Source organism: Embleya hyalina (genome assembly GCF_003967355.1).
Taxonomy (GTDB): domain Bacteria; phylum Actinomycetota; class Actinomycetes; order Streptomycetales; family Streptomycetaceae; genus Embleya; species Embleya hyalina.
The window spans coordinates 310,841-336,977 of the sequence record NZ_BIFH01000020.1 but is presented as its reverse complement, the minus strand read 5'-3'; the positions used below and the strand labels follow the sequence as shown (position 1 = coordinate 336,977).

Sequence of the window (26,137 nt, the reverse complement as noted above, 5' to 3'; positions counted from 1 at the left end):
CGCCGACCAACACACCCGCCTCGCCGGAGGCCCCAAGTCTCGAAGCCCCACGCGCCGCCGGCGGCGGCCCACGCCACGATCCCGACCGGCCCCGCGTTGGCCGTCCGCAGCCATAAGCGCGGCGCTCGCGCCGGAAGCGTCCGGACCTGCTCGGAAGGCCCCTGGCCTGTCGGAGCGCCGAAACCCGCCTCCGTACTCACGTGGGGGGATCCGGTTTCCACAGGTTGGCTGTTGTGCACAGGGGTCGGGAGACGGGCCGGTCGGGGAAGGGGTGCGGCCTAGTTTCGGGGCATGTCCGGGATTTCGGCTGGTTCTTCTGCATCTTCTCCCTCGGGGTCGCCGAGGTCGGGGGCGGAGCGGGTTGCGGCGTTGCTGGGGGCGCCTGAGGTGCTTTCCGTGCGGGGGGCGGATTCGGGTCGGCGGTTGGTCGAGGCGGTGGCGGATCGGGTGCCGCCTCGGCTTCGGGTGGGTGTGGATCGGCGGGTGGTGGTCGCGGTCGCCGTGCTTGCGTTGGTGGCGGTTGCGCTGGCCGTGGGCGGGTGGTGGCGGGCGCGTCCGCAGAGTGTGGCCGCGCCCGTGGCGGTGGGGCAGGCGACGGGTGGTACCGGGGTGGGGGCTCCGGTGCAGGCCGGGCCCGCGTCGGGGGTCGCCGGCGGTGCGCCGACGTCCTCCGGCGGGCCGCTCACCGTGCACGTGGCGGGGAAGGTGGCCCGACCCGGGGTGGTCGTCCTGCCGCCCGGGTCGAGGGTGGCGGACGCGGTGCAGGCCGCCGGGGGTGCGCTGCCGGCGGCGGACCTGGCCACGTTGAACCTGGCTCGGCCCCTGGCCGACGGCGAGCAGATCCCGGTGGGTGTCCCCGGTGCCCCGCCTCCGCCCGCCGCCGGCAGCCCGTCCGGAGCCGGCTCCGCCGCATCGGCAGGTGCCTCGGCAGCCGTTGTCGACCTCAACACGGCGACCGCCGCACAACTCGAGCAACTGCCCGGCGTCGGCCCGGTCCTGGCCCGCCAGATCATCGAAAAACGCACCCAGTTGGGTCGCTTCGTCACCGTCGATCAACTGCGCCAGGTCAGGGGCATCGGTGATCGCAAGTACAGCGACCTGAAACCGAGGGTTCGGGTATGACCGCACCCGATGTCCCGGGCCGCCGAGGCCCGGGAGCCCCGCCCCCGGCCGCCCCTCGTCCGGCACCCCCGCGCCGGAGAAGCCGTGCCCGGGCCGACGCCCGCCTCGTTCCCGGCGCGGCCGCCGCCTGGGCCGCGGCGTGGGGCGCGCCGCTGATCCCGCTTCGGGCCACCGTCGCGGTGAGCGTCTGTGCCGGCGCGTGTGCGGCCGTACTCGCGTGTCGGCCCACGATTCGGCGCCGGGCCATGCTCGCCGTCGTGCTCGTGTGCGTCGCGGCCGGCGGACTGGTCGCCGGCCTTCGCACCGCCGCCGACCACGACGGCCCGGTGGCGGCCGCGGCCCGGCAGCGTGCCGAGGCCACCGTCGAACTGACGGTGCGCACCGACCCGGAGCGTCGCGTCACCCGCGTCCGAGGCAGCGAACTCGGCTCGCCACCCACGGTGTTCGAAGCCCGCATCGACCGCATCGACACATCCGGCGGCCCACCGGGCGACCCACGCGGCGGCTCCGGCGGCCCCGGCGCGTCGGGGACCCCACGGATGACCGGGGCGCGGGTGCGGACCCCCGTCACGGTGCTGGCCGACGGGCCCGACGCGGGCGCCTGGCTCGGGCTGCTGCCGAGCACCCCGATTCGGGTCCAGGGCCGCCTGGTTCCGGGACGGAGCGGCCAGGCCCTGCTCCTGATCCGGGCCGCTCCGCATCGGATCGGCGCCCCTGCGGCCCACCAGCGCTTCGCGGGTCTGCTCCGCGCGCGCCTGCGGGCCGCCTGTGCGGAACTGCCGCCCGCTGCCCGGGGGTTGCTTCCGGGCCTGGTCGTCGGCGATACGAGTCGGCTTCCGGCCGACCTCGAAGCCGACTTTCGCACCACCGAACTCACCCATTTGACCGCGGTCAGCGGAACCAACATCACGATTCTGTTGGGTTTTGTACTGTTCGTGCTCCGCCGTGCGGGAGTCCACGGACGTACGCTGCCGATCGCCGGCGCCGTCGCCGTCGCGTGCTTCGTGGTCGTCGCTCGTCCCGAGCCCAGTGTGCTGCGGGCCGCCGCGATGGGCCTGGTCACCGTGGTCGCGCTGTACACCGGTCGGCCCCGGCGAGGGCTCCCGGCGCTGGCGGTTGCCGTACTCGGCCTGGTCCTGCTCGATCCGACCCTGGCCCGTTCCTACGGTTTCGCGCTGTCCGCGCTGGCCACCGGCGCGCTGCTCCTGCTCGCCCCGCATTGGACGAGCCGGCTCCGGGCCCGGGGTTGGCCGACGTGGGCCGCGGTCCTGGTCGCCGTACCGCTCGCCGCGCAGGCCGTATGCGGACCGCTCGTGGTGACCTTCGCCGGCCGGGTCAGCCTGATGGCCGTCCCGTGCAACCTGCTCGCCGAGTTCGCGGTCGCACCGGCCACGATCCTCGGCTTCGTCACCCTGCTCCTCGCCCCGATCTGCCTCCCGCTCGCCCGCCTCACCGCCTGGCTCGGCTCGTGGCCGATCGCCTGGATCGCGGCCGTGGCCCGCACCGGCGCCGACCTGCCCGGCGCCGCCGTCACCTGGCCGACCGGCCTCTTCGGCGGCGTGGCGCTGGCGGTGATCACGATCGCGGCCGTCCCGACCCTGCGACTGCTTCGCCGCACGCCGCGGTCCGAGCGGTCCGGCCGGGGACGGGCGATGACGACGGCCCTGCTCGCGACCCTCGCGGTGGTCCTCCTGCTGCGCCCGCCGATGCTGGTGCGCCCGCTGACCGGCTGGCCGCCTCCGGGCTGGCACCTGGTGATGTGCGACGTCGGTCAGGGCGACGCCATCGTCCTGAACGCGGGCGCCGGCGCGGGCGTCCTGATCGATGCCGGCCCCGATCCGGACGCGGTCGACGGCTGCCTACGCGACCTCGGCATCCGCCGGCTGCCGCTGATCCTGCTGAGTCACTACCACGCGGACCACGTCGAGGGGCTTCCCGGAGCACTGCGCGGTCGAGGAGTGGGCCTTGTTCAGGGGACCCCGGTTCTCGACCCTCCGGGCGAAGTGACGCGAGTCCGCCGTTGGGCCGCCGGAGCCGGTGTTGCTTTGACCACTCCCGGCAACACCGTCGAACATCGCACATTGGGCTCCCTGACGTGGCAAACCCTCGCTCCGTCGGACTCCGAAAGATTTGATGGTCCGAGAGTGATGTTCGACCGGACCTCGAACGGTCATTGCCTTCCTGCCGCGCGGCCCGGTCCGATCGAGGTGGGAGGGAGTGGGGCCGTGGTGGCGGGTGGTGGTGGGTTGGTGGGGGAGGTCCGGTCGGGGCGGGCCGTGGGTGGGTCGGTGGCCAATAATGCGAGTCTGGTGGTGCTCGCGGAACGGCACGGGGTTCGGATGTTGCTCACCGGGGACGCCGAGGTCGAGGCGCAGGAGGCTTTGCGGGGGCGGCTGGCCGGCGTTCGGGTCGACGTCCTGAAGGTTGCGCATCACGGCTCGGCGCGACAGGATCCCGCCTTCGTTCTCGGTTTGCGCCCCAGGCTGGCCCTGGTTTCGGTGGGCAAGGACAACCCCTACGGCCACCCGTCGCCGTCCGCCCGCGCCCTGGTCGCCGCATCCGGCGCCCGCCTGCTGCGCACCGACACCGACGGGCCCATTGCGGTAACCGGCTCCCCGGCGCACCTCAGGGCGGTGGCCCGAGGACCGGCCACCACTCATGCCCACCAACCTCCGGTGGATGGCGGTCGGCCCGCTGTTGTGGTCGCCCGCAGCGGGCATCGGGGGTTGCGGATCCTGCGGTGGCGCGAGGGACGGAGTTCCCGGCGGGGGTGCGGTTCCCAACGGGGGTGGACTTCCCGGCGGGGGTGTAGGTCCCAGCGGGGGTGGAGGTCCCAGCGGGGACGGACTTCTCGGCGGGGATGGGGTGTTGGCTGCTGGAAGGCACGGGTGAGGGGTGGTGGAGCGCGGGTGCCGCGTCGGGCTGGTGGCGGAGTGGTTTCTCCTGCGCTTCGCTCCGTCGGGGGCGGAAGGGGGCGGGGCGTTGCCGCTGCGCGGCGCCTGGCGGGTCCGGCTCCGCTGCGCTTCGCCGGTGGCGGAGAGAGCTCGGCTCCGCTGCGCTCCACCGTTGCCCGGATCGGCCCGAGCCGGGTCGTGGTGGGACGGGGTGGTGTCGGTGGCGGCGGCTTCCGAGGCCGGGGCCGGATGTCTGCGAGGCCGGGCCCGACGTCTGCGCGTGGTGTGACCCAACTGCGGTGTCGAGCGCCGGCTTCCGGCATTTCGGACCTGGAGAGCCTGTGCCGGGCCCGAAAGTGCCCAGTGGAAGGCGGAACCGGATTCCGAGACGAGCCTCCTGGCTCCTTGCCCGTGCCGACCTGCGGTTTTACGTCCTCATCGCGCTACGGACCCCGCGCCATCCGGGTTCGTGAATACCGCCGGTCGATCGACGTCGACTTCGGTGCTCCGGGCGCTTGTGTGGGTGGGGTGGGGTGTCTGTTGGGCGTGGGATGCTTGGTCGGGTGGCCAGACGAATGCAGGATGATCCGCTCGCGCCGGTGACGCTTGTCGTCGGGGCCGAGGAGTTGCTCGTGGATCGGGCGATCGGCGATGTGGTGCGCGCCGTGCGGGCGCAGGATCCCGAGGCGGATGTTCGGGACATGGCGCCGGGGGCGTTGCAGGCCGGGATGTTGTCCGAGTTGGCCAGTCCCTCGTTGTTCGGTGAGCGCAAGGTCATCGTGATCCGGTCCGCGCAGGACCTGGGGACGGATCTGGTCGGCGAGGTCACGCGGTTGATCGCCGATCCGGCCGAGGAGATCGTGTTGGTGCTCGCGCATCTGGGCGGGCCCAAGGGCAAAAAGCTGCTGGACGCGGTGCGCAAGGTGGGTGTGCGCGAGGTCGCGTGTCCCAAGGTGACCAAGGTCGGGGATCGCATCGCGTTCGCGCGGGCGGAGTTTCGGGTCGCCGGGCGCTCGCTCACCGAGGACGCCTGTCGCACGTTGGTCGAGGCCATCGGCAACGACCTGCGGGAGTTGGCCTCCGCTTGCAGCCAGCTGATGGCGGACGTCGATGGCGTGGTCGACGAGGAAGTGGTCTCGCGCTACTACAGCGGCGTTGCCGAGGCGTCCAGCTTCACCGTCGCCGACAAGACCGTCGAGGGACGTACCGCCGAGGCGCTGGAGCAGTTGCGCTGGGCGTTGTCCGTGGGTGTCGCGCCCGTCATGGTCACGAGCGCGCTCGCGCAGAGCGTGCGGCAGATCGCCCGGGTCGGCGCCGCCCCCCGGAACGCCCGGCCGAACGACCTGGCGCGTGATCTCGGCATGCCGCCGTGGAAGGTCGACCGGGTTCGGCAGCAATTGCGCGGCTGGACTCCGGACGGCATCGTGCGAGCCCTCACCGCCGTCGCCGATGCCGACGCGGCGGTCAAGGGTGGCGGCATGGATCCCGCGTATGCACTGGAAAAGGCCGTGGTGACGATCTCCACCGCCCGCAACGCCTGATCCTCGCGATCACCGTCCCGGGTCCCACTGCCGGCCGGATCGCTTGTTCGCCGCGCACTGGGCTTTGCTGCGCATTTGGCGCATTTCCCGCACTCGGTGGACCCGGCGCAGTCGGGGGTCTCGGACGACACGAGCGTCCGGCCGACCGGCGGGCGGGCCCGGAACCCGGCCCGCCCGCCCGCCCTGACTTGTCCGGCGCCGCCGCCTACCTCCCGGACACTGCGAAAGCGCCGCCCCCCGGGGTGGGGAGCGGCGCTCTCGAAGGTGTGCTGAGCGCCATGCGCTCGGGTGTCACGCCCAGGTGATGGGTGTTGCGAGTCAGGCCTTGGCCGTCGCGACACGCTTCGCCAGGGCCGACTTCTTGTTGGCGGCCTGGTTCTTGTGGATGACACCCTTGCTGACGGCCTTGTCGAGCTTGCGGGCCGCGAGGCGGGTCAGCGCCTCGGCCTGCTCGACGTTGCCGGCCTCGGCGGCCTCGCGCGCCTTGCGCACGAAGGTCTTCAGCTCCGACTTGACGGCCTTGTTGCGCTGGCGCGCAATCTCGTTCGTCTTGTTGCGCTTGATCTGGGACTTGATGTTCGCCACGAAAGAGCCTTCTGAGTACTAGGTCGGGATCCGATCCAGGGAGAGGGCCCGTTCGGACGTTGACTTGCGTGGCAGAGACACGTACGCCACACGCGATCCATCAGATTACCAGCAGCCGGCGGCCGGCTGGGACACGGCCCACATTCCGACCCCGTCCCGCCCCGCCGAACGCCCCCGACACCCGCCGCCAACGCGGCGTACCCATGCCGCATGGGACGATATGGAGGACACCTGTGCTCCGGCGCGTGATCCGACGACGATCACCGCGGCCCGCACAGGGCACTCGCAGCATCCGAGCCTGACCCTTGCCAGTCCACCCGATCGAGAATCTGGAAGCCCGCGTGCCCGCGACCCCGCCAGTGAACGTGCCGGAGCCCAGTCGTACCGACCCGGCGCTGATCCGGAACTTCTGCATCATCGCCCACATCGACCACGGCAAGTCGACACTTGCCGACCGGATGCTTCAGATCACCGGCGTGGTCGATGCGCGGCAGATGCGCGCGCAATACCTCGACCGCATGGACATCGAGCGTGAGCGCGGAATCACCATCAAGTCGCAGGCGGTGCGGCTGCCGTGGACGGCCCCCGACGGGCAGATCCACATCCTCAACATGATCGACACCCCCGGCCACGTGGACTTCACGTACGAGGTGTCCCGCTCGCTCGCGGCCTGTGAGGGCGCGATCCTGCTGGTGGACGCGGCCCAGGGGATCGAGGCGCAGACGCTCGCCAACCTCTACCTGGCCCTGGAGAACGACCTCCAGATCATCCCGGTACTGAACAAGATCGACCTTCCGGCCGCCCAGCCCGAGAAGTACGCGGCGGAGCTCGCGCACATCATCGGCTGCGACCCGGAGGACGTGCTCAAGGTCTCCGGCAAGACCGGCGTGGGTGTGCCCGAGCTGCTGGACGAGTGCGTACGCCTGGTGCCGCCGCCGATCGGGGTCAAGGACGCGCCCGCCCGCGCGATGATCTTCGACTCGGTCTACGACTCGTACCGCGGCGTGGTCACCTACGTCCGTGTGGTCGACGGCGACCTGAAGAAGCGCGAGCGCATCCAGATGATGTCGACGGGGGTGACCCACGAGCTCCTGGAGATCGGCGTCATCTCGCCCGAGCCCAAGCCGTCCGACGGCCTGAGCGTCGGCGAGGTCGGCTACATCATCACCGGCGTGAAGGACGTTCGGCAGTCCCGCGTCGGTGACACCATCACCTCCTTGCACAACGGCGCCACCGAGGCCCTCGGCGGGTACAAGGATCCGAAGCCGATGGTGTTCTCCGGCCTGTATCCGCTGGACGGCTCCGACTACCCCGAGCTGCGCGACGCGCTGGACAAGCTCCAGCTCAACGACGCCGCGCTGGTGTACGAGCCGGAGACCTCGGTCGCGCTCGGCTTCGGGTTCCGCTGCGGCTTCCTGGGGCTGCTGCACCTGGAGATCGTCCGGGAGCGGCTGGAGCGCGAGTTCAACCTGGAACTCATCTCGACCGCGCCGAGCGTGGTGTACCGGGTCGTCATGGAGGACGGCACCGAGCACACCGTGACCAACCCGAGCGAGTTCCCCGGCGGCAAGATCGCCGAGGTGCACGAGCCGGTGGTGCGGGCCACCATCCTGGCCCCGAGCGAGTACATCGGCACGATCATGGAGCTGTGCCAGACCCGGCGCGGTGTCCAGATCGGGATGGACTACCTCTCCGAGGACCGGGTCGAGCTGCGCTACACGCTGCCGCTCGCGGAGATCGTGTTCGACTTCTTCGACGCGCTCAAGTCCAAGACACGCGGCTACGCGTCGCTCGACTACGAGACCACGGGCGAGCAGCAGTCCGCGCTGGTCAAGGTCGACATCCTGCTCCAGGGTGAGGCCGTCGACGCGTTCAGCGCGATCGTGCACAAGGACAAGGCGTACAACTACGGCGTCGAGATGACCAAGAAGCTGCGCGAGTTGATTCCGCGTCAGCAGTTCGAGGTGCCGATCCAGGCCGCCGTCGGGGCGCGGGTGATCGCCCGCGAGAACATCCGCGCGATCCGCAAGGACGTGCTCGCCAAGTGCTACGGCGGTGACATCAGCCGCAAGCGCAAGCTGCTCGAGAAGCAGAAGGAAGGCAAGAAGCGGATGAAGATGGTCGGCCGTGTGGAGGTGCCGCAGGAGGCCTTCATCGCGGCGCTGTCCACCGACGACAGCGGTGGGCGGAAGTAGGTCGAGGCAGGGCCGTGGTGAGAGCCGCGGTGGGGCTGAAATAGGACATTCGGGTGGCTTCGGCCGCCCGGGAGGAGAATCGATTACTCGATTCAGCAACTGATCCGAAAAAGCTACTACCGCGTAGCCCTCGAGCAGCGTACGTTGCGGGTGCATCGGACGGAATCGATGCACCCGCTTCGCGTTCTGCTCGTGCCATACCGAACCTGTCGGCCGAATCGCGCACCGAACACCAGCCACGCTCCACCATCGGACCTACCCATCGGCGTCTTCCGCAGACCGGTTGGTCGGTTCCGATGTCCGCTCCGGCTCACGCGCATACCGGTACCGATACGGGTATGTGATCGCGACACCGCTCGGCACCACCACCACACCCCGGAAATCCAGCCTGGACACGGAGGCCGAAGTGAGTTCAGAGTCCGCCGCCATCGAGAACCGTTCGCCGTCCATCGCGGTGGACTTCCTGGAACGGATTCGGGCCACGCCCGAGAACGAGGCGTACCGCCACCCGGTCGCGGTGGGCGACGGTGACCGCGAGGAATGGCGCTCGGTCACCTGGGGGCAGGCGGGCGAGCGGGCCAAGGCGATCGCCGCCGGTCTGGTGGCGCTCGGGGTCGAGGCGGAGGACCGGGTCGCGATCGTGGCCGAGACCCGGCTGGAATGGGTGCTCGCCGACTTCGGCGTGCTCTGCGCCGGCGCCGCCACGACCACCGTGTACCCGACCACCAACGCCGACGAGGCCGCCTTCATCCTGACCGACTCCGGCAGCGTGATGGCGTTCGTGGCCGACGACGCCCAACTCGCCAAGCTGCGCGGGGCGCGGGCCGACCTGGCCGCGATACGCAAGGTGATCGTCTTCGACCCGCCGAAGGCCGAGCCCGCCGACGACTGGGTGATCACCCTCGCCGAACTGGAGGACCTCGGCCGCGCCCGGCTGGTCGAGGAGCCCGACCTGGTGGAGACCCGGGTCGCCGCGATCACCCGGGACCGGCTCGCGACCCTCATCTACACCTCCGGCACCACCGGTCGGCCCAAGGGTGTCCGGCTCGCGCACGACACCTGGGCCTATCAGGCCGCGGCGCAGGCCGCGATCGGGGACAACGACGCCGACGAACTCCAGTACCTGTGGCTGCCGCTCGCGCACTGCTACGGCAAGGTGATGGTCTGCGGACAGGTCCGGATCGGCTATCCGACCGCGATCGACGGCCGGATTCCCAAGCTGATCACCAACCTCCCGATCGTGCGGCCGACGTTCATGGCCGCCGCGCCGCGCGTGTTCGAGAAGGTGTACAACTCCGTGCACATGCGGGTGCGCGCCGAGGGTGGCGCGAAGTATCGGATCTTTCGCTGGGCGATCGGCGTCGGCCGGGAGATGTCGCAGGTCAGGCAGGCCGGCCGGACCCCGTCCGCGGTGCTCGACGTGAAGTATCGGGTGGCCGACCGGCTCGTCTTCGACAAGCTGCGCGCGTTGTTCGGCGGTCGGCTCAAGGGCTGTATCTCAGGCAGTGCGGCGCTCTCGCCCGACGTCGCCGAGTTCTTCGACGCGATCGGCATACCGATCCTGGAGGGCTACGGTCTCACCGAGGCCAGCGCGGGCAGTTCGGTCAACCGCTTCGACCGGCACCGGATCGGTACGGTCGGCCCGGCGCTGCCCGGCTCGGAGATGCGCATCGCCGAGGACGGCGAACTGCTGGTGCGCAGCCCGGCGGTGATGCAGGGCTATCACAACAATCCCGAGGCGACCGCCGACGTGCTCACCGAGGACGGCTGGCTGCGCACCGGCGACATCGCCGTGATCGAGGACGGCTATCTGCGGATCACCGACCGCAAGAAGGACCTGATCAAGACCTCGGGCGGCAAGTACGTCGCGCCCAGCGAGATCGAGGGCCGGTTCAAGGGCTTGTGCCCGTTCGTGAGCAACATCCTGGTGCACGGGGAGGGCCGCAACTTCTGCTCCGCGCTGATCACGTTGGACCCGGACGCGCTTCGGGGCTGGGCCGCGGAGCAGCCGGCGCTGCGGGGCCGCTCGTACGAGGAACTGGTCGGCGCCGAGGAGGTCCGGGCGCTCGTCGCGGACTATCTCGACCGGCTCAACGCCGACCTGCAGCGCTGGCAGACGGTGAAGAAGTTCGCCATCCTGCCGCGCGACCTGAGCGTCGAACGCGGTGAGCTGACGCCGAGCCTGAAGGTCAAGCGGCGCGTGGTGGAGGACGAGTACGCGGCGGTCCTGGACGACATGTACAAGGGCACGCTGGTCACCTGAAGCCGGTCGCCGTCGGCGGGTCGGTCGCGTGCTCGTGGACAATGGGGGGATGCCCTCCGCACCCCCCGACGGTCTGCCCGTGCCCGAAGACGGCTCGCTGCCCGCGTCCGCGCTCGCCGAGTTCGCCGGCGCGAGCCGTCCGTTCGGCTTCTACGTGCACGTGCCCTACTGCGCGTCGCGCTGCGGCTACTGCGACTTCAACACCTACACCGCGACCGAGCTCGGCGGATCGGCCTCGCAGGGGTCCTACGCCGACGACGCGATCGCCGAGATCCGGCTGGCCCGGCGGTTGCTGGGGGACGTGGACCGGCCGGTGGAGACGGTGTTCTTCGGCGGCGGTACGCCCACGCTGCTGCCGGCCGCCGACCTGGCCCGGATCCTGGGGGCCATCCGGGACGAGTTCGGGCTCGCGGCCGGGGCCGAGGTGACCACCGAGGCCAATCCCGAGTCGGTGGATCCGGCCTACCTGGACACACTGCGTGCCGGCGGGTTCAACCGGCTGTCGTTCGGCATGCAGAGTGCGCGTGAGCACGTGTTGCGGGTCCTGGACCGGCGGCACACCCCGGGGCGGCCCGAGCGGTGTGTGGCCGAGGCGCGTGCGGCCGGGTTCGAGCACGTCAACCTGGACCTGATCTACGGCACGCCGGGGGAGTCGGACGACGACTGGCGGGCCTCGCTGGACGCGGTGCTCGGTGCGGGGCCGGACCACGTCTCGGCGTACGCGCTGATCGTCGAGGACGGTACGCGCCTGGCCGGGCGGGTGCGGCGGGGCGAACTGCCGATGCCGGACGACGACGTGCTCGCCGACCGCTACCTGATGGCGGACGAGGCGTTCGGGGCGGCCGGGCTCGGGTGGTACGAGGTGTCCAACTGGGCGACCGACGCGGCGGCGCGGTGCCGGCACAACGAGTTGTACTGGACCGGGGCCGACTGGTGGGGAGCGGGGCCGGGGGCGCACAGCCACGTGGGGGGTGTGCGGTGGTGGAACGTGCGGCATCCCGCAGCGTACGCGAAGCGTTTGGCGGCGGGGGCGTCTCCTGGGCAGGGGCGTGAGTTGCTTACCGCCGAGGATCGGCGGGTCGAGCGGATCCTGCTCGAGTTGCGGCTGGTGGAGGGGGTTTCGCGCTCGCTCCTCACGGAGGTGGGGCGGGGGGCGGCGGATCGGGCGGTGGCGGATGGGCTGCTTGTTCGCGATGCGGGGGATCGGGTCGTGTTGACCTTGCGGGGGCGGTTGTTGGCCGACGCGGTCGTGCGGGATCTGGTCGACTAGCCGGGCCTCATGCGCCGGCCGGGCTGTTTCGCCTCATGCGCCGGCCGGGCTGTTTCGCCTCATGCGCCGGCGGGGCTGGGTGGCCTCATGCGCCGGCCGGGCTGTTTCGTTTCATGCGCCGGCGGGGCTGCTTGGCCTCAAGCGCCGGCCGGGCTGTTTCGCCTCAAGCGCCAGCCGGGCTGCTTGGCCTCAAGCGCCGGCCGGGCTACTTCGCCTCAAGTGCCGGCCGGGCTGATTGGCCCCGAGCGCCGGCCGGGCTTGGGTTTGCCTGGCCGGTGCTCGGTGGGTGTGGGCGGGGGTTACATGGCTACGTCCATGATCAAGTCGGCCAAGGACTCGTCGACTCGGTTCAGTTCCTGGGCGTAGCGGCGCATTTCGGTGCTTTCGCGCTTTGCGTCGGATTCGCCCTGTTCCTTCGTGCGCAGGGCCGCGCCTACCTCGTCGCGGATGGACTTGATTTCCGCGTCCAGGCCCTGGGCGATCGCGTCGCGCATCTTGCGGAGTTGTTTGACGACCTCTTCGCCCAGGTTGGTGACGTCGGTGTCGGCCTGCTTGCGCAGTTCCAGCTGGACCTGTTCGGCCACCTGCTCCTTGAGCCGGCGGTTGGCCTTGTTCAGTTGCAGCGCGCCCTTGAACACGGTCGAGCCGAGTACCGCGCCCAGGATCACGAACGGTCCGAGGCCGACCAGGAACGCCGCCGTGCCGACCGCGATCTGCGGGAGCAGCGCGGTGAGCATCGAGCGCAGGTTGAACTTGCCGCCGGAGACCGCCGTCGCCGGGTCGAGCACGAAGCTGACCGCGTCCGCGAGCAGCCGCTCGATCGGCGTCGAGGGTTTGCCGTCCTCCTCCGTGCCGACCGGCCCGGCGGTGAGCGAGGCGCGGATCTCGTCGATGCGCGTGACGAACTGCTTCACGTCGTCGTCGATCATCCGCTCCATGTCCTCGACACGGCGCGCGACGAGCGGCTTGAGCTCGTTCTCCTGCCACTGCGCGAACTCGACCTGGACCCGCCCGGAGAGGTGGTCGGTGATCTCCTTGACCGCCGCCTCCATCTTCTCCCGGGCGTTGAACGGGTTGGCGCCGATGGTGTTGCTCGGGTCGTATTCCTGCGCCCAGTTCGGGATGTTCGCGGCGACCCGGTCCATGAACCGCCGGGTCGCGCCCTCGACCTCGCCCCGGGTCTCGCGCAGGTGTTCCTCCATTTGCGCGACGATCACCCGGCGGTTCTGCTCCAGGCGGGTCAGCGGGCCCTGGACCCGCTCGTAGGTGGCGCGCAACTCCTCCACGTCCTGGGTGAGCAGCGCCTCCTTGCGGTCGATCTGCTCGCGCGCCTCGATCAGCAGGTACTTGAGCTCCCGGGCGGGGGACAGGATCTTGGCCCGGCCGCGCTCGCGGGTCAGGAACTCCTCCAGGCCGCGTTCGAGTTCGGGCATCCCGGACCCGGCCAGCAGGTCCGGGTCGCCCTTTTGGCGACCGGTCAGCGCGGCCCGGGCGTTGACGAAGAAGACCCGGTCCGGGCGGGAGAGGTAGGGCGAGAGGCGCTTGCGGATCTCCCGCCGCACGTCCTCGCGTTCCTCCTCCTCGACCAGGTTGATCTTGTTGCCGACGTAGAAGACGTCCTCGTGGCCGCGCGCCTTGACGTGCACGTCCAGGAACAGCTGCTCGCTGCGCGACATCGCGGCCTGACAGTCCACCACGAACACCAGCACGTCGGCCTGTTCGAGGTAGTTGAGGGTGACCTTCTCGCGCTCCGGCGCCTCGTTCAGGCCGGGGGAGTCGACCACCACCACGCCGTTGCGGCACAGTTCGAGCGGCCAGCGCACCACCGCCCGCTCGTACGGGTTCGGGGTGTTGTCGTCGTCCGCGCCGATGGTGACGTAGTCGGCGATCTCGTCCACGCCGACGGTCAGCGGTTCACCGGCGCTGCCGTCCGCCTCCAGCGGGTAGATCAGCGCCGAGCGGGTGTCGCCCCACGTCACCTCGTTGATGATCGCGGTGCACGGTCGGGCGAAGGAGGGCAGCACCTTCTCGCCGAGCATCGAGTTGATCACCGTGCTCTTGCCGCGCTTGAACTCGCCGACGATCATCACCTTGAACGCCTCGGACGCGGCCCGCTGCTTGAGCGAGTCCAGCTTCTTGACGCCCGCGCCGATGCGCAGCCCGGCCACGATCGGCGTGAGCCGATCGATCAGGCCGACCAGGGTCTCCTGCCGTGCCCGCCACGCGCCGTAGCCCGCGTAGGCCCCATCGGCCGCCCCGTGACCCGTGTCCACCTGACCGCTCCCCTCCTCGACGGCTGCCCGATGTCGGGACCTGCTCCGGTCCCGGCATCGGCGTCCGGCACTAGCCTCTGGCGCCCAGCATGGTGTTGAGCTGAACCCCCAGCTGCTCGCTGCGCGAGACCAGATCCTGCCATGCGGGTCCATCGGCGCCGACCTTGGCCAGCGCGGTCTGCCGATCGGTGCGCCAGGCCCGCTGGCCGCGCACCGCCTCGTCCATCACTCCGGCGTACAGCGTGTGCAGCCGCTTGGAGACCTCCTCGGAGAAACCACCGAGGACCTCCTCGACCACGGGCTCCAGGGCCTTCATCGCCTGCGCGCGTTGTGCCTCGGTCAGCGAGGTCGACTTGACCTCGCCGAGCACCATGCCGCCGGCCGACGCCGCCATGCTCGCGCCCATCGGCAGTGCGGAGACGCCGCCGGTGAGCGGGATCAACAGCGCGCCGAGCACGGCGACGCCGGTCGGGCCGATCCGCCAGGCCAGCTTGCGGCTCTTGAGGTCCTTCAGGCCCAGCGACTCCGCCTCGCCGAGTTCGAACTCGGTGGACAGTTGCTCGACCTTCTCCAGGCGGTAGCCGCTGCCGCGCCCGAAGTGCAGCTTCATCTTCGCGTCCAGCCACTGCACGTCGGCCTGCACACTGGAGTGCAACTGGGCCTCGAACTTCTTGGCCAGCGCGGTCAGTTCGCGGCGCAGTCGGAACGGCAGGTCGCGCTCCCACCAGGTGCGGGCGTCGGGCGCGCGCTCGAGCTCGTAGCGCAGCGTGTCCAACAGGTCCCCGCGCGAGAGTTGCAGGTGCTCGCGGAACTTCTCGGACGTCTGCGTGCGGCGCTGCTGGAGCTCGACCCGGACCCGGCCCCATTCGCCGGCCATCCGGTCGATCTCCACCTCGGACTCCTCGACGGCGCGCCGCCGTTCCGCCTCGCCCAGCGCCGCGCCGGCCAGACCGTCCCGACCGAGGCCGGCCATCTCGTCGAGCAGCGCGAGCAGTTGGCCCGCCGTCTGGCGCGAGCGCATGCTGCGTCGGCCGCCGGAGGTGCTGTATTCGGTGATCCGCTCGTACACGCCGGCCGCGGGCGAGGCGTCCTCGCGATGCGGGCCGGCCAGCACCCGCAGGGTCGGCGAGATGCGGCGCACCCGACCGCCGAGGTAGTCGACGATGTCCTCGCGCTCGTCCTCGTCGACGGTGTCCAGCTTGGACACCACCACGGTGATCCGCGGCACGTGCCGGGCGATCACCTCCTCCTCCAGGAACGCGGTCTCGGACAGGCCGAGCGGCGCGCTCGCGGACACCACCATCAGCACCGCGTCGCTGGCCGCGACCGTACGCCGGACCAGGTCCTCGGTCCGGCGGTCCAGGTCCTCCGCGTCCTCGCCCTTGCCCCGGCCCGCGTTGACGCCGGGGGTGTCCACCAACTCGACGTCCAGGCGGGCCAGTTCGGGTTCGGCCACCAGGACCCGCACGCCGACCAGGCGGGGGGCGTCGAGGTCGCGGTCCTCGCTGAGCCGGTACACCTCGTCCCAGGCCGCGGCCACCGCCGGACGCGGCTCGGCGCGCCCGTCGGCGAACTGCAACTCCAGGCGCGGCTCGGGTCCGGCCACGACCACCAGGGGCACCGGGGTGTGCCGGCCCTCGGGCAGCACGGGCGCGCCGAGCAGCCGGTTGATCAGCGACGTCTTGCCGCGGCCGAACTCGCCGACCACCGCGATCCGCAGCCCCGGTCGGCGCATCCGCGCCCGCAGCCGGTCCAGCTCGGCGGCGATCGCGTCCAGGCCGAAGTCGGTGGCGATGGTGTGCGCGTCGTTGATCCGCCGGCCGAGCGTGGTCGCCGAGGGCGCCTGCCGGACCAGGCTCGTCACCGAGCCGGGAGGCGTCGCGGCGGGGGCGGGCGGCGAAGCCGACACCGGTGCGGCGGGGGCTTCGGCGGCCGGCCGCGGCGCCGGCGGCCGAGGCGCGGCCGGCGTCACCACCGCCGGCGCGCTGTGCTCGGCCCCGCCGGCGTGCGCCGAACCCGCGTCGGGCCCAGCCGCACCCGGCGCACCCGCGCCACCCGCGCCGGGCCCACCCGCAAGGCGCCCCGCCCACCCCTGGTTCGGCCCCGGCGTACCGGAAGCGTCGTCGCCCGCCGGGCGCGGACCCGGAGCCGGGGCCTGCCTCCGGTCCGCCGTCTGCCCCGACGGGCCGGGTCGGCCGGTGGGCGAGTCGCCCGAGTCGCGCCGCGCGGCCGCCTCACGCGGCGCGCCCGCGCGCAGCCACGAGGCGGTCGACGGCACCAGCCGGTGATAGGCGGCCACCGCCCCCACGGGCATGACCCGCGCGTAGAGCCCGGCGAGGATCTTCGGTCCGCCGCGCGCGTCCGCCTCCGGGTCGGCCAGGAATCGGCCGAGCGACTGGAAGAAGCGGGCCCGCTCCGCCAGCGCGTCCGGCTGCATCGACAACGTCCAGGCGGACGGGTCCGAGATGGTCGCCTCGACCGAGGCGGCAACCTCCGGCAGCTCGCTCAGCTTGACGTGCCGCAGCACGTCCTCGCTCGGCCAGGCCCACCGGACCGCGCCCCAGACCGGGTGGATCGGCAGCTCCCGCCGTCCCGGGGTGGCCTTGCCGACCCCGATCAGGCTCCACAACGTCCAGCCGTCGGCGGTCCGCTCCGGTACCGGCGGCAGTGCCACCGACTCCATGGTGATCCAGCCGCGCAGTTCGTCGCTGCGGTGGATCCCGCTGAGCAGACCCGCGACGCCGGGACGCCGGCGTGGTTGTACCTGCGCGGCCTGGCGCAGCACGTGTTCACGATCGAACGACATGTGTGGTCCCTACTCCCGTCGAATGTGTGGTGGTGTCGAACGATCAGGCGTGCGTGGGGTGGGCCACGATCATCGTGGTGTCCCGGTCCTGCCACGCGTTGACGAAGTCGGCCAGCGGAATCGGCTCGACCTTGCCGAACGGCGCGCCCGGGTCGTTGAGCAGCACGTACGTCGACCCGTCGGGCCGGGTGTCGACGCCGGTCACCCACACCGCGTGCCCCATCGTGGGGTCCTGCTCCAGCGGCGCGCCGGTGGTCGCGTCGTGCAGCGGCGACCAGATCTCCTGCGCGTCGAGGGCGACGATCACCTGGTCGCCCTTCTGCAGGGCGTCGAGCATCTGCCGCATGTCGGCGCCCGGGACCATGTCCGTGTCCACGCCGTGCATTTCGAGCAGCTTGCCGATGTCGCCGGTCATGGTGCCGTTGGCGGGGTCGTAGATGCCCGCCCGCTGGGCCTCGGTCACCAGCGCGTTCTCGTCCATCGGCACGCCGGTGAGTTTCTCCAGGATCATGCCCTGGGAGACCACCGCGCAGCTGGTGTCGCCGGCCTGCTGGTGCCAGTACTTGGCGTCGCCGACCGGGTCGCCGGTGCCCTGGAACTGCTCCGGCGTCCAGTCCGGCGCGTGGTAGGTCCAGTTGCCCTGGTCGTCGTAGACCGCGCCCCACGACGCGGGCGTCGCCTCGGTGTAGGTGCTCGGGTCGTACGAGGCCGGGTCGGCGTACGGGTCGGTGCCGTAGGGGTCGCCGTACGGATCGCCGTACGGGTCGCCGCCGTACGGGTCGCCGTAGGGATCCGCGTACGGGTCGTACGGGTCCAGGTACGGGTTGTTCACCTGGTCGTCGTGCCACTGCTGACTGGGCGTGGGCTGGTTGCCGTCGGTCGGGTCGAACGCCTTCGGGTCGTACGCGTCGACCTTGCCGTCGCCGTCGCTGTCCGCGTGGAACGGGTCGTAGTTGGGGTCGTGCAGCGGATCGAAGTTGGGATCCGTGTACGGAAGGGTGGAGTTCGGGTAGGCGCCGTTGAATCCGCCGGCCGCGTCGGTCTCCCACAGTGGTGCCGCCCCGACCGTTCCCCCGTCGGCGGTGTCCACTGTGTCGATGGTGTCGTCGGAGACCACCGCGAACAGGTCGTCGTCGTGCGTGTAGTCGCTCATCTGCCGAAATCCCCCCGGTGCGTGAGGCGTTCGCGTTGGCTGTTCACCGTGGCGCGACGCCGTTCCGTCTGCCTGTCCGCGTCCTGCAACAGGATTCTGCGAGCCGCGAGAATATCCTCACGGCGTTGATGTTCGGCCACCAGTTCGGCGACCGTCGCCTCGTAGGTGGCCCGGTAGCGGTCCACGTGTCGCGAGACGTCCTGCGAGTAGTGCGTGGTGGCCGTGCGCACGGCCTCGTCGATCTGTCCGGACAAACCGTCCGCGACGGTTCGCAGTGTCTGATGCATTTCGGTGCGCGCGTGGTTCCGCAGGGCCGTCATGTCGGTGGATGACAACGAATCGGCCACTTTGGCGATGAATCCGCCGAATCCGATCCGTCCGGGGGAAGCGCTCTGGGAGCCGTTGCGGGTGCCGCCGAACCACTGGTCCAGGGCGCCGCCGATCCGCGCGCCCGGGGTTTTGGGCGCGGTCGGGTCGAGCCGGACGGCCCGGATCTGCTGGGTCACCCCGGTGACGGAATTCTCGTACGCCCGCATCGCCGCGTCCGCGAGCTGATGCCCGGTCAGCACGGTGACCGCGTCCGACCCGGCCGGTCGGGCCACCGCGCCGAGGCGGGCGTAGGCGGCGGCGAACGCGGTGTCCGCGGCGGCGCGCGCGGTCTCGGCCGCGGTCGACAGCGCGCCGGTGACCGCCTGTTGCACGATGTCGCCGATCCGGGGCAGGCCGCGCCGGATCAGTTCGGGGGCCTGTTCGGCGAGCACCGCGCGCAGTTCGTCGGGGGTGTTCGCGCGCTCCAGGGCCCGATCGATCTCGTCCCGGGTGTAGCCCCACCACTGCGGGGCCATGCCGCCGACCGCCTGCTGGGCGCGCTGGGCGCCGGCGCCGAGCAGGCGCGCGGTCTCGCCGTGTTGGGCCCGGACGAAGGCGGCCATGTCGGCGATCCGCGCCTCGGCCAGCTCCGCCTCCTCGGCGTCGAGCCGCTGTTCGGCCAGGGTCACCTCGCGGCGCAACTCGTCGAGCAGGTCCTCGAGCAGTCGCAGCAGGTGGTCGGAGACCGCGACGATGCGCTGGCGCCGCATCAGGTCGCGCAGCCGGGCGACGGTGCGCGGAAACTCCGCCGCCCAGTGCTCCTGTTCGGGGCCGCGCAGCGGCCGTCCGGTGGCCAGTCGCACCACCGGCTCGGCGGCGACCGGTTCCAGGACCGGGTCGGGCACACCGAGCATCCGGGCGAACCGCTGCCGCACGTGCGCGAGCAGATCGTCCCGTTCGTCCTCGTCGATGTGGTCCATCTTGGTGACGAGGATGATGCAGCGGCGCAGTTGGCCCGGATCGAGCGCGTCGGTGAGGAATTCGGTCAGCGACACCGGCGACGGCGACGTGGACGCGGTCAGTACGGCCGCCACGTCGGCGACGTCGCGCATCACCGCGCGCGTGATCTCCGTGTGACCTGCCCGGGCGTTGGTTCCGGGCGTGTCGATGATCACCAGGCCGTCGCGCAGCGCCGGCGCGGGGTGGCGGACCTCCAGGCTCTGCACGCTCGGGGCGATCGCCTCGTCGGCGGTGAGCAGGCGCAGGATGCCGGCGGTGTCCTCGGGGATCGGGGTGTCCGGCGCGAGGTGCGCGAGCATCCGGCCGAGCGGGCTGTCCGCCCCGGTGTACCGCCCGGAGGGGTACACGTAGCGGATCCCGTGGCCGGTGAAGCGCACCTCGACGGAGAACTCCTCCCCGTGGGTGATCCTGGTCGCGGCGCCGGTGGTCGGCAGCGCCGAGGTGGGCAGCAGGTCGTCGGCCAGCAGCGCGTTGACGAAGGTGCTCTTGCCGGCCGAGAACTCGCCGATCACCGCCAGGTAGTAGCGGTCGTCCCGGAGCCGGGTCTCGATCTCGCGGATGCGGGCGGTCAGCTCCCCGAGCCGTTCCTGGTCGCCCACGATGCGGCGGACCATCGCCAGCGCGAAGTCGAGATGGTCGGAGGTCTCGGTGAGTGCCTCCACCACCTCGCGTCGCCTCGCCCGATCCCCGGCGATGCCGTGTGAATCCACCACCGCGCCCCCTCTCGACGGTGCCCTCCCCGATGTACGGGCGATCCTGTCACGCGGGCGGGAATCCCGTCTCGGTCTGTGGACGGTGCGTTCGGCGCGGTCGTCTGCGCTCCTGTGCCCCTTGTGTGACGCCCGTCCGGATGATGCGATGAGGGCGTCGAGGCGACCCCTCGCAGCTGATTCCCGTTGCCGTGGCCCCCGACCCGATCGGTCTGAAAGGCATGAAAACGGCGCATACTGGTTGTGTGGGTGCCACGACTTGTCCGGCGAGTCGATTCCGATGCGATCAGGAGATGGCATGTTCGAGGAGGCCCAATATCTGGCCCCGGTCACCCGTAGGGCCGACGGGGGCGTAGAGGTCGAGCTGTCCCGCAGCCACCCGGGGTTCGCGGACGAGGTGTACCGCGAACGCCGGAACCGGATCGCGGGGCTGGCCATGGACCACCGGCGCGGCGATCCGATCCCGGAGGTCGAGTACACCGATGAGGAGCACGAGGTCTGGCGCCTGGTCTCCAGGGAGTTGTCCGCCTCGCACGCGGAGTACGCGGTCGCGGACTACCTGGACGGCGCCGCGCGGCTGAAGCTGCCGACCGAGCGGATCCCCCAGCTGGAGGAGGTCAGCGAGGCGCTGCACCCGCTCACCGGCTTCCGCTACCTGCCCGCGGCCGGCCTGGTTCCGCTGCGCGACTTCTACGGGTCGCTGGCCGACTCCTACTTCCACTCCACGCAGTACATCCGCCACCACAGCGTGCCGCTGTACACCCCCGAGCCCGACGTCGTGCACGAGGTGATCGGCCACGCCAACATGCTCGCCTCGGACCGCTTCGCGGCGCTGTACCGGGTCGCGGGCGAGGCGGCCCGCCGGGTGGAGAGCCGCGAGGCGCTGGAGTTCGTCTCCAAGGTCTTCTGGTTCACCCTCGAATTCGGCGTCATGCACGAGGGCGGCGCGCTCAAGGCCTACGGCGCCGGGATCCTGTCCTCCTACGGCGAGATCCGCGAGTTCCGCACGGTCGACATCCGCGACCTGGACCTGGTCGCGATGGGCACGATGCAGTACGACATCACGCACTACCAGGACATCCTGTACGCCGCCCAATCGATGACCCAGCTGGAAGACGTCGTCGGCACCTTCTGGGCGGACTGCACCGACGACTCCATCGCCGCCCTGTCGGCCTCGGCGAAGACCCCGTAGCGCCGCTTCACGTGGTCGTTCACCCGTGCGGGTGACCGGAACCCGAACGTTCCGGTCGCCCGCACGACGCGTCCTTATGCTCGCGTCGACTACGGAAGGGGTTCAGAATGTCAGCTATGGCACACGAGATCCCCACGCAGGAAGACGTCGTCCTGGACGGCTTCCTGGCGTTGGACACCCCCCTGGGCTTCCGCGCCGAGCTGATCGAGGGGGAGATCGTCGTGACACCACCGCCGTCGGGGCGCCACGAGCACATCATCGCCGAGATGGTGGATCAGATCGTGGTGGGCACGGACACGCCCATGCACTTCTCCGGGAACAAGGGCCTGAGGGTCGAGAGCGCGGGCGCGCTCTCCGGCAATCACGTCATTCCCGACGGCACGTTCGCACCCAGGGAACTGAGCCTGTTCCGCGACGCGGAGTCGTGGATGCCGTGCGCGGGCGTGGCCATGGTCGTGGAGGTCACGTCACAACGAGCCGAGATCGATCGAGAGGCCAAACGCCGCAGCTACGCCCGCAGCGGTATCCCGCTGTACCTGCTCGTGGATCGAGAGAAGGGCAAGGCGACGCTTTTTTCGGAGCCCGAAGGCGACGATTACACGACGGCCCACAGCGGACCGTTCGGCAAGGAGATCGAACTGCCCGCTCCCTTCAAGATGACCTTGGACACCTCGGACTTCGGATAGGCGACCCGCGTGTTTCGTGTGGCCGGTGCCGCACTGTGGCCGCACTCGGCAGGGCCGGTGGCCGCCTCACACCCGTCGGACGAAGACTCGGCCGAAGTCGCCGCCGGTGGCCAGGAGGGTGCCGTCGGCGGAGAAGACCAGGCGGCGGACGCGTTGTTCGTCGTGGCCGGGGAGGGCGACGGCGCCGCGCTCGCGCGGATCCGCGTCGTACACGCGCAGGGCGCTCGTACGATGACCGCCCACCGCGATCCGCCGGCCGTCCGGCGAGTAGGCCCACGCGTAGCAGGTCGCCCAACCGTTCGGGTGGTGCGGATCGGCCAGGTGCCAGGCCGGCTCCCCGGTGTCGATCGAGATCGCGAACGGCCCGTGCACCCGGCCCCGGTTGACCAGGAGCAACGTCTCGCTCGGATCGAAGCCGAGGTCGCCGATCTCCCACTCCAGCGGCACCCGCGCGACCGGGCGGCCGGCGTCCACGTCCCACACCTCGACCTCGTTGGTCGGATCGGCGCTCGCGTCGCGGTGCCCGTACACCAGCCCGCGACCGACCCGCCACACCGCGAGCAGCCGACCCGAAGGGGACAGCGCGGCGCCCCGGCACTCGGTGGTCGACGATCGGGTGGACACCTCGCAGATCGGCGCGCCGGCCGCGTCCAGGACGCGCACCCGGTCGTCGGCGTCGAAGACCACCAGGCGTCCCCGGGCCGCGTCCCAGGCGGGCCGCACGGTGTGCGGATCGAACAGGGCGTTCTCGAACTGCCGGTAATCGGCCAGCGGTTCCTCGTGCAGCGTGCCCAGGTCGAGCCGTCGGGTCGAGCCGCCGACGGTGTAGACCACGGCCGACCCGGTCGCGTCGAACAGCGCCGTGTCGATGCCGGTCAGCCGCTCGGCCGCGTGCACCGCGTGCACCGTGCGGCGGACCCCGGTCGCCACGTCCACGAGCCGGATCGCGCCGTCGTAGGCGATCAGTACGGTGCGTCCGTCCGGATGCAGGTCCAGCGCCCGGGACGAGGTCTTGCCCGGCGGCATGAACTCCAGCACCACCGGGTCCTCGGCCCCGCCCAGCCGGACGAACCCGGCACGCATCGCCTTGCCCACCTCCCGGCGCAGCGCGATCACGGCGGCGGCCGGGTCGGCGAAGTCCCTGCGCGTCTCCCGGGCCGCCCCGTCGCCCGAACGGGCGGACCGGACGAACGCGGCACCGGACACGCCGAACATCCGATACTTCGGTCCGGCCGAGTCCGGCAATACGAGGGTGATCTCTTCCTGCGCCATCGCCGTACGGTAGCGCCGGGGCCGCCCGCGCCGGCCGACCGCCGTCGCGTCGACCGGGGCTTCACCCCTCGGACGGCGCCGTCACGAAGTCGATGAGTTCCTCGACCCGCCCGAGCAGGGCCGGTTCCAGGTCGCGGTACGAGTCGACCGCCGCGAGGATGCGGCGCCAGGCCGCCGGCGGATTCACCGGCCAGCCGAGGGCCGCACACACGCCTTCCTTCCACGGGACGCCGCGCGGGACGTCCGGCCAGGCCGCGATGCCGACGGAGGCGGGGCGTACCGCCTGCCAGACGTCGATATAGGGGTGTCCCACCACCAGCACGTGGTCGCCGCTCACCCGATCCGCGATCCGACTCTCCTTGGAGCCCGGCACCAGGTGGTCGACCAGCACACCCAGGCGGCACCCCGGGCCCGGCCCGAACTCGTGGACCACGTCCGGGAGATCGTCGACGCCCTCCAGATACTCCACGACCACGCCCTCGATCCGCAGGTCGTCGCCCCACACCCGCTCGACCAACTCGGCGTCGTGGCGGCCCTCGACGTAGATCCGCCCGGCGCGCGCGACCCGGGCCCGGGCGCCCCGCACCGCGATCGAGCCCGACGCGGTGCGCCCCGGGGCACGGACCGGACCGGGAACGGTCGGTCGGACCAGGGTGACCACCTCGCCGTCGATCAGGAACCCGCGCGGATCCATCGGGAACACCCGCAGCCGCCCGTGCCGATCCTCCAGCGTGACGGTGAAGCCCTCGGGCGTCTTCTCCACCCGGACCACCGCGCCGCAGAAGCCGGTGGACGCCTCCTCCACCACCAGATCGCGGTCGGCCGCGACCTCCGGGACCGGCTTGTCCTTCTTCCATCCCGGGATCAGCGACTCGGGTCCATAACTGCGCATGACCACGACGCTAGCCCGGTGACGGTACGTCAGTCCGGTACGACGCGCCCGGCGGCCACCTCGGCCAGCCAACGGTTCTGCCGGATCACGAACTCCTCGTCGACCACCGCGCCGTGTCCGGGCAGCCAGACACTCGCGTCCAACGCCCGCACCCGGGCCAGCGAATCGCTCCACTCGGCGGCGAACGCGTCCGAGCCGAAGACCGGCGGCCCGCTCTCCTCCACCATGTCCCCGGCGATCAGCACGCCGCAGTCCGGCACGTGGACGACCACGTCGTGGTCGGTGTGCCCGCGACCGGGCGCGAACAGCACCACCTCGCGCCCGCCCAGGTCCACCGTCACCGGCGCGCCCGCGGACACCGCGCGGGTCGGCGGCACGATCCGCGCCGCGCGCATCAGCTCCGGGTCGAACCCGTGCGCGACGCCGCTCGCCCGACCGGCCTCGGCCCACCGCTCCAGATACTCCGGCAGGTCCGCGTGTCCCCAGATCTCCGCGTCGGGGAAGGCGCGCAGCACCTCGTCGTTGCCGTAGCAGTGGTCGAAGTGACCGTGTGTGTTCACCACCGCGACCACCCGGTCGGGCAATCCGTGCCCGGGCAGTTCGCGGGCCAGCGAGGCCAGGATGTCGGCGGCCTCGTGGTCGTGTGAACCGGTGTCCACGAGCAGGATCCCGTCCCGCCCCGTGACGACCGCCACATTCAGTTCGAGACCGGGCAACCGACGACGCAGTACGCCCGGCCCGATCGGCTCCCACATGGCGTGTTTCGGCTGTTCGGCGCGTAGCATGCGTCAACCTTGGCACGGACTCAGGGGTACGGTCCGGATCGGGTGACCCGTACACTGGCACTCGGCGGGACGGAGTGCCAACCAGTGGGACGAACCACCGCCTAAGCGACACGGCAACGGGTGGAAGAACGGGTCAGGGAGGTGCGCACCATGCTCGACGATCGGAAACAGGACGTGCTGCGCGCCATCGTGCAGGACTACGTGGCGACCCAGGAGCCGGTCGGCTCCAAGGCGCTCGCGGACCGACACAACCTCGGGGTCTCCCCGGCCACCATTCGCAACGACATGGCCGCGCTGGAGGAGGAGGGCTACATCACGCAGCCCCACACCAGCGCCGGCCGGGTGCCCACCGACAAGGGCTACCGGCTGTTCGTCGACCGGCTCGCGGGCGTCAAGCCGCTGTCCGGCGCCGAGCGCCGGGCGATCCAGACCTTCCTGGCCGGCGCGGTCGACCTGGACGACGTGGTCGGCCGTACGGTCCGGCTGCTCGCGCAGCTGACCCATCAGGTCGCCGTCGTGCAATACCCCTCGCTGACCCGCTCGACGATCCGGCACGTCGAGCTGCTCACCCTGGCGCCCACCCGGGTCATGCTGGTGCTGATCACCAGCACGGGCCGGGTCGAGCAGCGGGTGATGGACACGCCGGGCCCGGTCGGCGAGAACCTGCTCGCCGACGTCCGGGCGCGGCTGAACAGCCGCATCACCGGCAAGCGGTTCGCCGATGTGCCGTTGCTGGTCCAGGATCTCGCCGAGCCGTTCACCGCCGAGGAACGGCCGATCGTGGCGGGCATCCTGGCCACCCTGCTCGACACCCTGGTCGAGCACAAGGAAGAGAAGGTCGTCCTGGCCGGGACGGCCAACCTGACCCGTTTCGGCATGGACTTCCCGAACACGATCCGCCCGGTCCTGGAAGCACTCGAGGAACACGTCGTATTGCTGCGGTTGTTGGGCGAGGCGACCGACCCGGGCATGGTCGTGCGGATCGGACACGAGAACATGCACGAAGGACTGGCCGCGACCTCGGTGGTCGCCGTCGGATACGGCAGTGGGCAGGAAACACTGGCGAAGCTCGGAGTGCTCGGGCCGACCCGGATGGACTACCCCGGAACGATGGGAGCGGTGCGCGCCGTGGCACGGTACGTCGGACAGATCCTCGCGGAGTCGTAGAG

Annotated in this window: 17 protein-coding genes; 9 read left to right on the top strand and 8 right to left on the bottom strand. The window is 71.2% G+C overall.

Annotation, left to right across the window (positions count from 1 at the left end; all coding sequences use genetic code 11):
• The first annotated feature begins 396 nt into the window (after positions 1-396).
• The 3 genes from EMA17_RS20475 to holA are packed head-to-tail and all read left to right on the top strand — an operon-like array spanning position 397 to position 5,557.
• The gene (locus EMA17_RS20475; RefSeq protein WP_246126780.1) at positions 397-1,122 is read left to right on the top strand and encodes a ComEA family DNA-binding protein; all 726 of its coding nucleotides are present in this window, start codon (positions 397-399) and stop codon (positions 1,120-1,122) included.
• Positions 1,119-4,619 (top strand): ComEC/Rec2 family competence protein, encoded by a 3,501-nt coding sequence (locus EMA17_RS20470; RefSeq protein ID WP_126638509.1) that lies wholly within the window; start codon positions 1,119-1,121, stop codon positions 4,617-4,619. Before EMA17_RS20475 ends, EMA17_RS20470 begins: the two co-directional genes overlap by 4 nt.
• Positions 4,568-5,557, top strand: a complete 990-nt coding sequence (gene holA / locus EMA17_RS20465; protein WP_174861401.1) for a DNA polymerase III subunit delta — start codon at positions 4,568-4,570, stop codon at positions 5,555-5,557. The genes EMA17_RS20470 and holA overlap by 52 nt, the downstream gene beginning before the upstream one ends.
• Before the next feature lie 318 nt (positions 5,558-5,875).
• Here holA and rpsT read toward each other — a convergent pair whose 3' ends face one another.
• The gene (gene rpsT / locus EMA17_RS20460; protein ID WP_078977364.1) at positions 5,876-6,142 is read right to left on the bottom strand and encodes a 30S ribosomal protein S20; all 267 of its coding nucleotides are present in this window, start codon (positions 6,140-6,142) and stop codon (positions 5,876-5,878) included.
• Positions 6,143-6,483: 341 nt separating this feature from the next.
• Here rpsT and lepA point away from each other — a divergent pair, with 341 nt between their 5' ends.
• From lepA to hemW, 3 genes are all read left to right on the top strand, one after another.
• Complete coding sequence (gene lepA, locus EMA17_RS20455; protein ID WP_126638507.1) at positions 6,484-8,337, top strand: translation elongation factor 4; 1,854 nt, start codon at positions 6,484-6,486, stop codon at positions 8,335-8,337.
• Positions 8,338-8,743: 406 nt separating this feature from the next.
• Positions 8,744-10,600 carry an AMP-dependent synthetase/ligase gene (locus tag EMA17_RS20450; RefSeq protein ID WP_170222195.1) on the top strand — a complete coding sequence of 619 codons (1,857 nt, stop codon included), beginning with the start codon at positions 8,744-8,746 and terminating at the stop codon, positions 10,598-10,600.
• 49 nt (positions 10,601-10,649) lie between these two features.
• Positions 10,650-11,870 carry a radical SAM family heme chaperone HemW gene (gene hemW, locus EMA17_RS20445; RefSeq protein ID WP_126638506.1) on the top strand — a complete coding sequence of 407 codons (1,221 nt, stop codon included), beginning with the start codon at positions 10,650-10,652 and terminating at the stop codon, positions 11,868-11,870.
• Positions 11,871-12,169: 299 nt separating this feature from the next.
• On the opposite strand, the gene EMA17_RS20440 is transcribed toward hemW, so the two are convergent.
• The 4 genes from EMA17_RS20440 to EMA17_RS20425 all read right to left on the bottom strand — a co-directional run bounded on the left by EMA17_RS20440 (position 12,170) and on the right by EMA17_RS20425 (position 20,144).
• Positions 12,170-14,143, bottom strand: a complete 1,974-nt coding sequence (locus EMA17_RS20440; RefSeq protein WP_160161482.1) for a dynamin family protein — start codon at positions 14,141-14,143, stop codon at positions 12,170-12,172.
• 70 nt (positions 14,144-14,213) lie between these two features.
• Positions 14,214-16,949: a dynamin family protein gene (locus EMA17_RS20435; RefSeq protein ID WP_126638504.1), complete on the bottom strand. Its 2,736-nt coding sequence runs from the start codon at positions 16,947-16,949 to the stop codon at positions 14,214-14,216.
• A 43-nt stretch (positions 16,950-16,992) separates the two neighbouring features.
• The gene (locus tag EMA17_RS20430) at positions 16,993-18,102 is read right to left on the bottom strand and encodes a C39 family peptidase (RefSeq protein ID WP_126638503.1); all 1,110 of its coding nucleotides are present in this window, start codon (positions 18,100-18,102) and stop codon (positions 16,993-16,995) included.
• On the bottom strand, positions 18,099-20,144 hold the full coding sequence (locus EMA17_RS20425) for a dynamin family protein (protein WP_160161481.1): 2,046 nt from the start codon (positions 20,142-20,144) through the stop codon (positions 18,099-18,101). The genes EMA17_RS20430 and EMA17_RS20425 overlap by 4 nt, the downstream gene beginning before the upstream one ends.
• A 295-nt stretch (positions 20,145-20,439) precedes the next feature.
• Between EMA17_RS20425 and EMA17_RS20420 the strand changes: the two genes are divergently transcribed.
• Positions 20,440-21,333, top strand: a complete 894-nt coding sequence (locus EMA17_RS20420; RefSeq protein WP_126638501.1) for a phenylalanine 4-monooxygenase — start codon at positions 20,440-20,442, stop codon at positions 21,331-21,333.
• Positions 21,334-21,449: 116 nt separating this feature from the next.
• Positions 21,450-22,019 carry a Uma2 family endonuclease gene (locus EMA17_RS20415; protein WP_174861400.1) on the top strand — a complete coding sequence of 190 codons (570 nt, stop codon included), beginning with the start codon at positions 21,450-21,452 and terminating at the stop codon, positions 22,017-22,019.
• Between the two features lie 66 nt (positions 22,020-22,085).
• Here EMA17_RS20415 and EMA17_RS20410 read toward each other — a convergent pair whose 3' ends face one another.
• The 3 genes from EMA17_RS20410 to EMA17_RS20400 form a co-directional block, all read right to left on the bottom strand.
• On the bottom strand, positions 22,086-23,291 hold the full coding sequence (locus EMA17_RS20410; RefSeq protein WP_126638499.1) for a WD40 repeat domain-containing protein: 1,206 nt from the start codon (positions 23,289-23,291) through the stop codon (positions 22,086-22,088).
• A 61-nt stretch (positions 23,292-23,352) separates the two neighbouring features.
• Positions 23,353-24,183, bottom strand: a complete 831-nt coding sequence (locus tag EMA17_RS20405; RefSeq protein ID WP_126638498.1) for a DUF3097 domain-containing protein — start codon at positions 24,181-24,183, stop codon at positions 23,353-23,355.
• Between the two features lie 29 nt (positions 24,184-24,212).
• Positions 24,213-24,968, bottom strand: a complete 756-nt coding sequence (locus tag EMA17_RS20400; RefSeq protein ID WP_126638497.1) for an MBL fold metallo-hydrolase — start codon at positions 24,966-24,968, stop codon at positions 24,213-24,215.
• A gap of 150 nt (positions 24,969-25,118) precedes the next feature.
• Here EMA17_RS20400 and hrcA point away from each other — a divergent pair, with 150 nt between their 5' ends.
• A complete protein-coding gene (gene hrcA, locus EMA17_RS20395; RefSeq protein ID WP_026218791.1) occupies positions 25,119-26,135 on the top strand; it encodes a heat-inducible transcriptional repressor HrcA in 1,017 nt (338 codons plus the stop codon).
• The last annotated feature ends 2 nt before the right edge of the window (positions 26,136-26,137 follow it).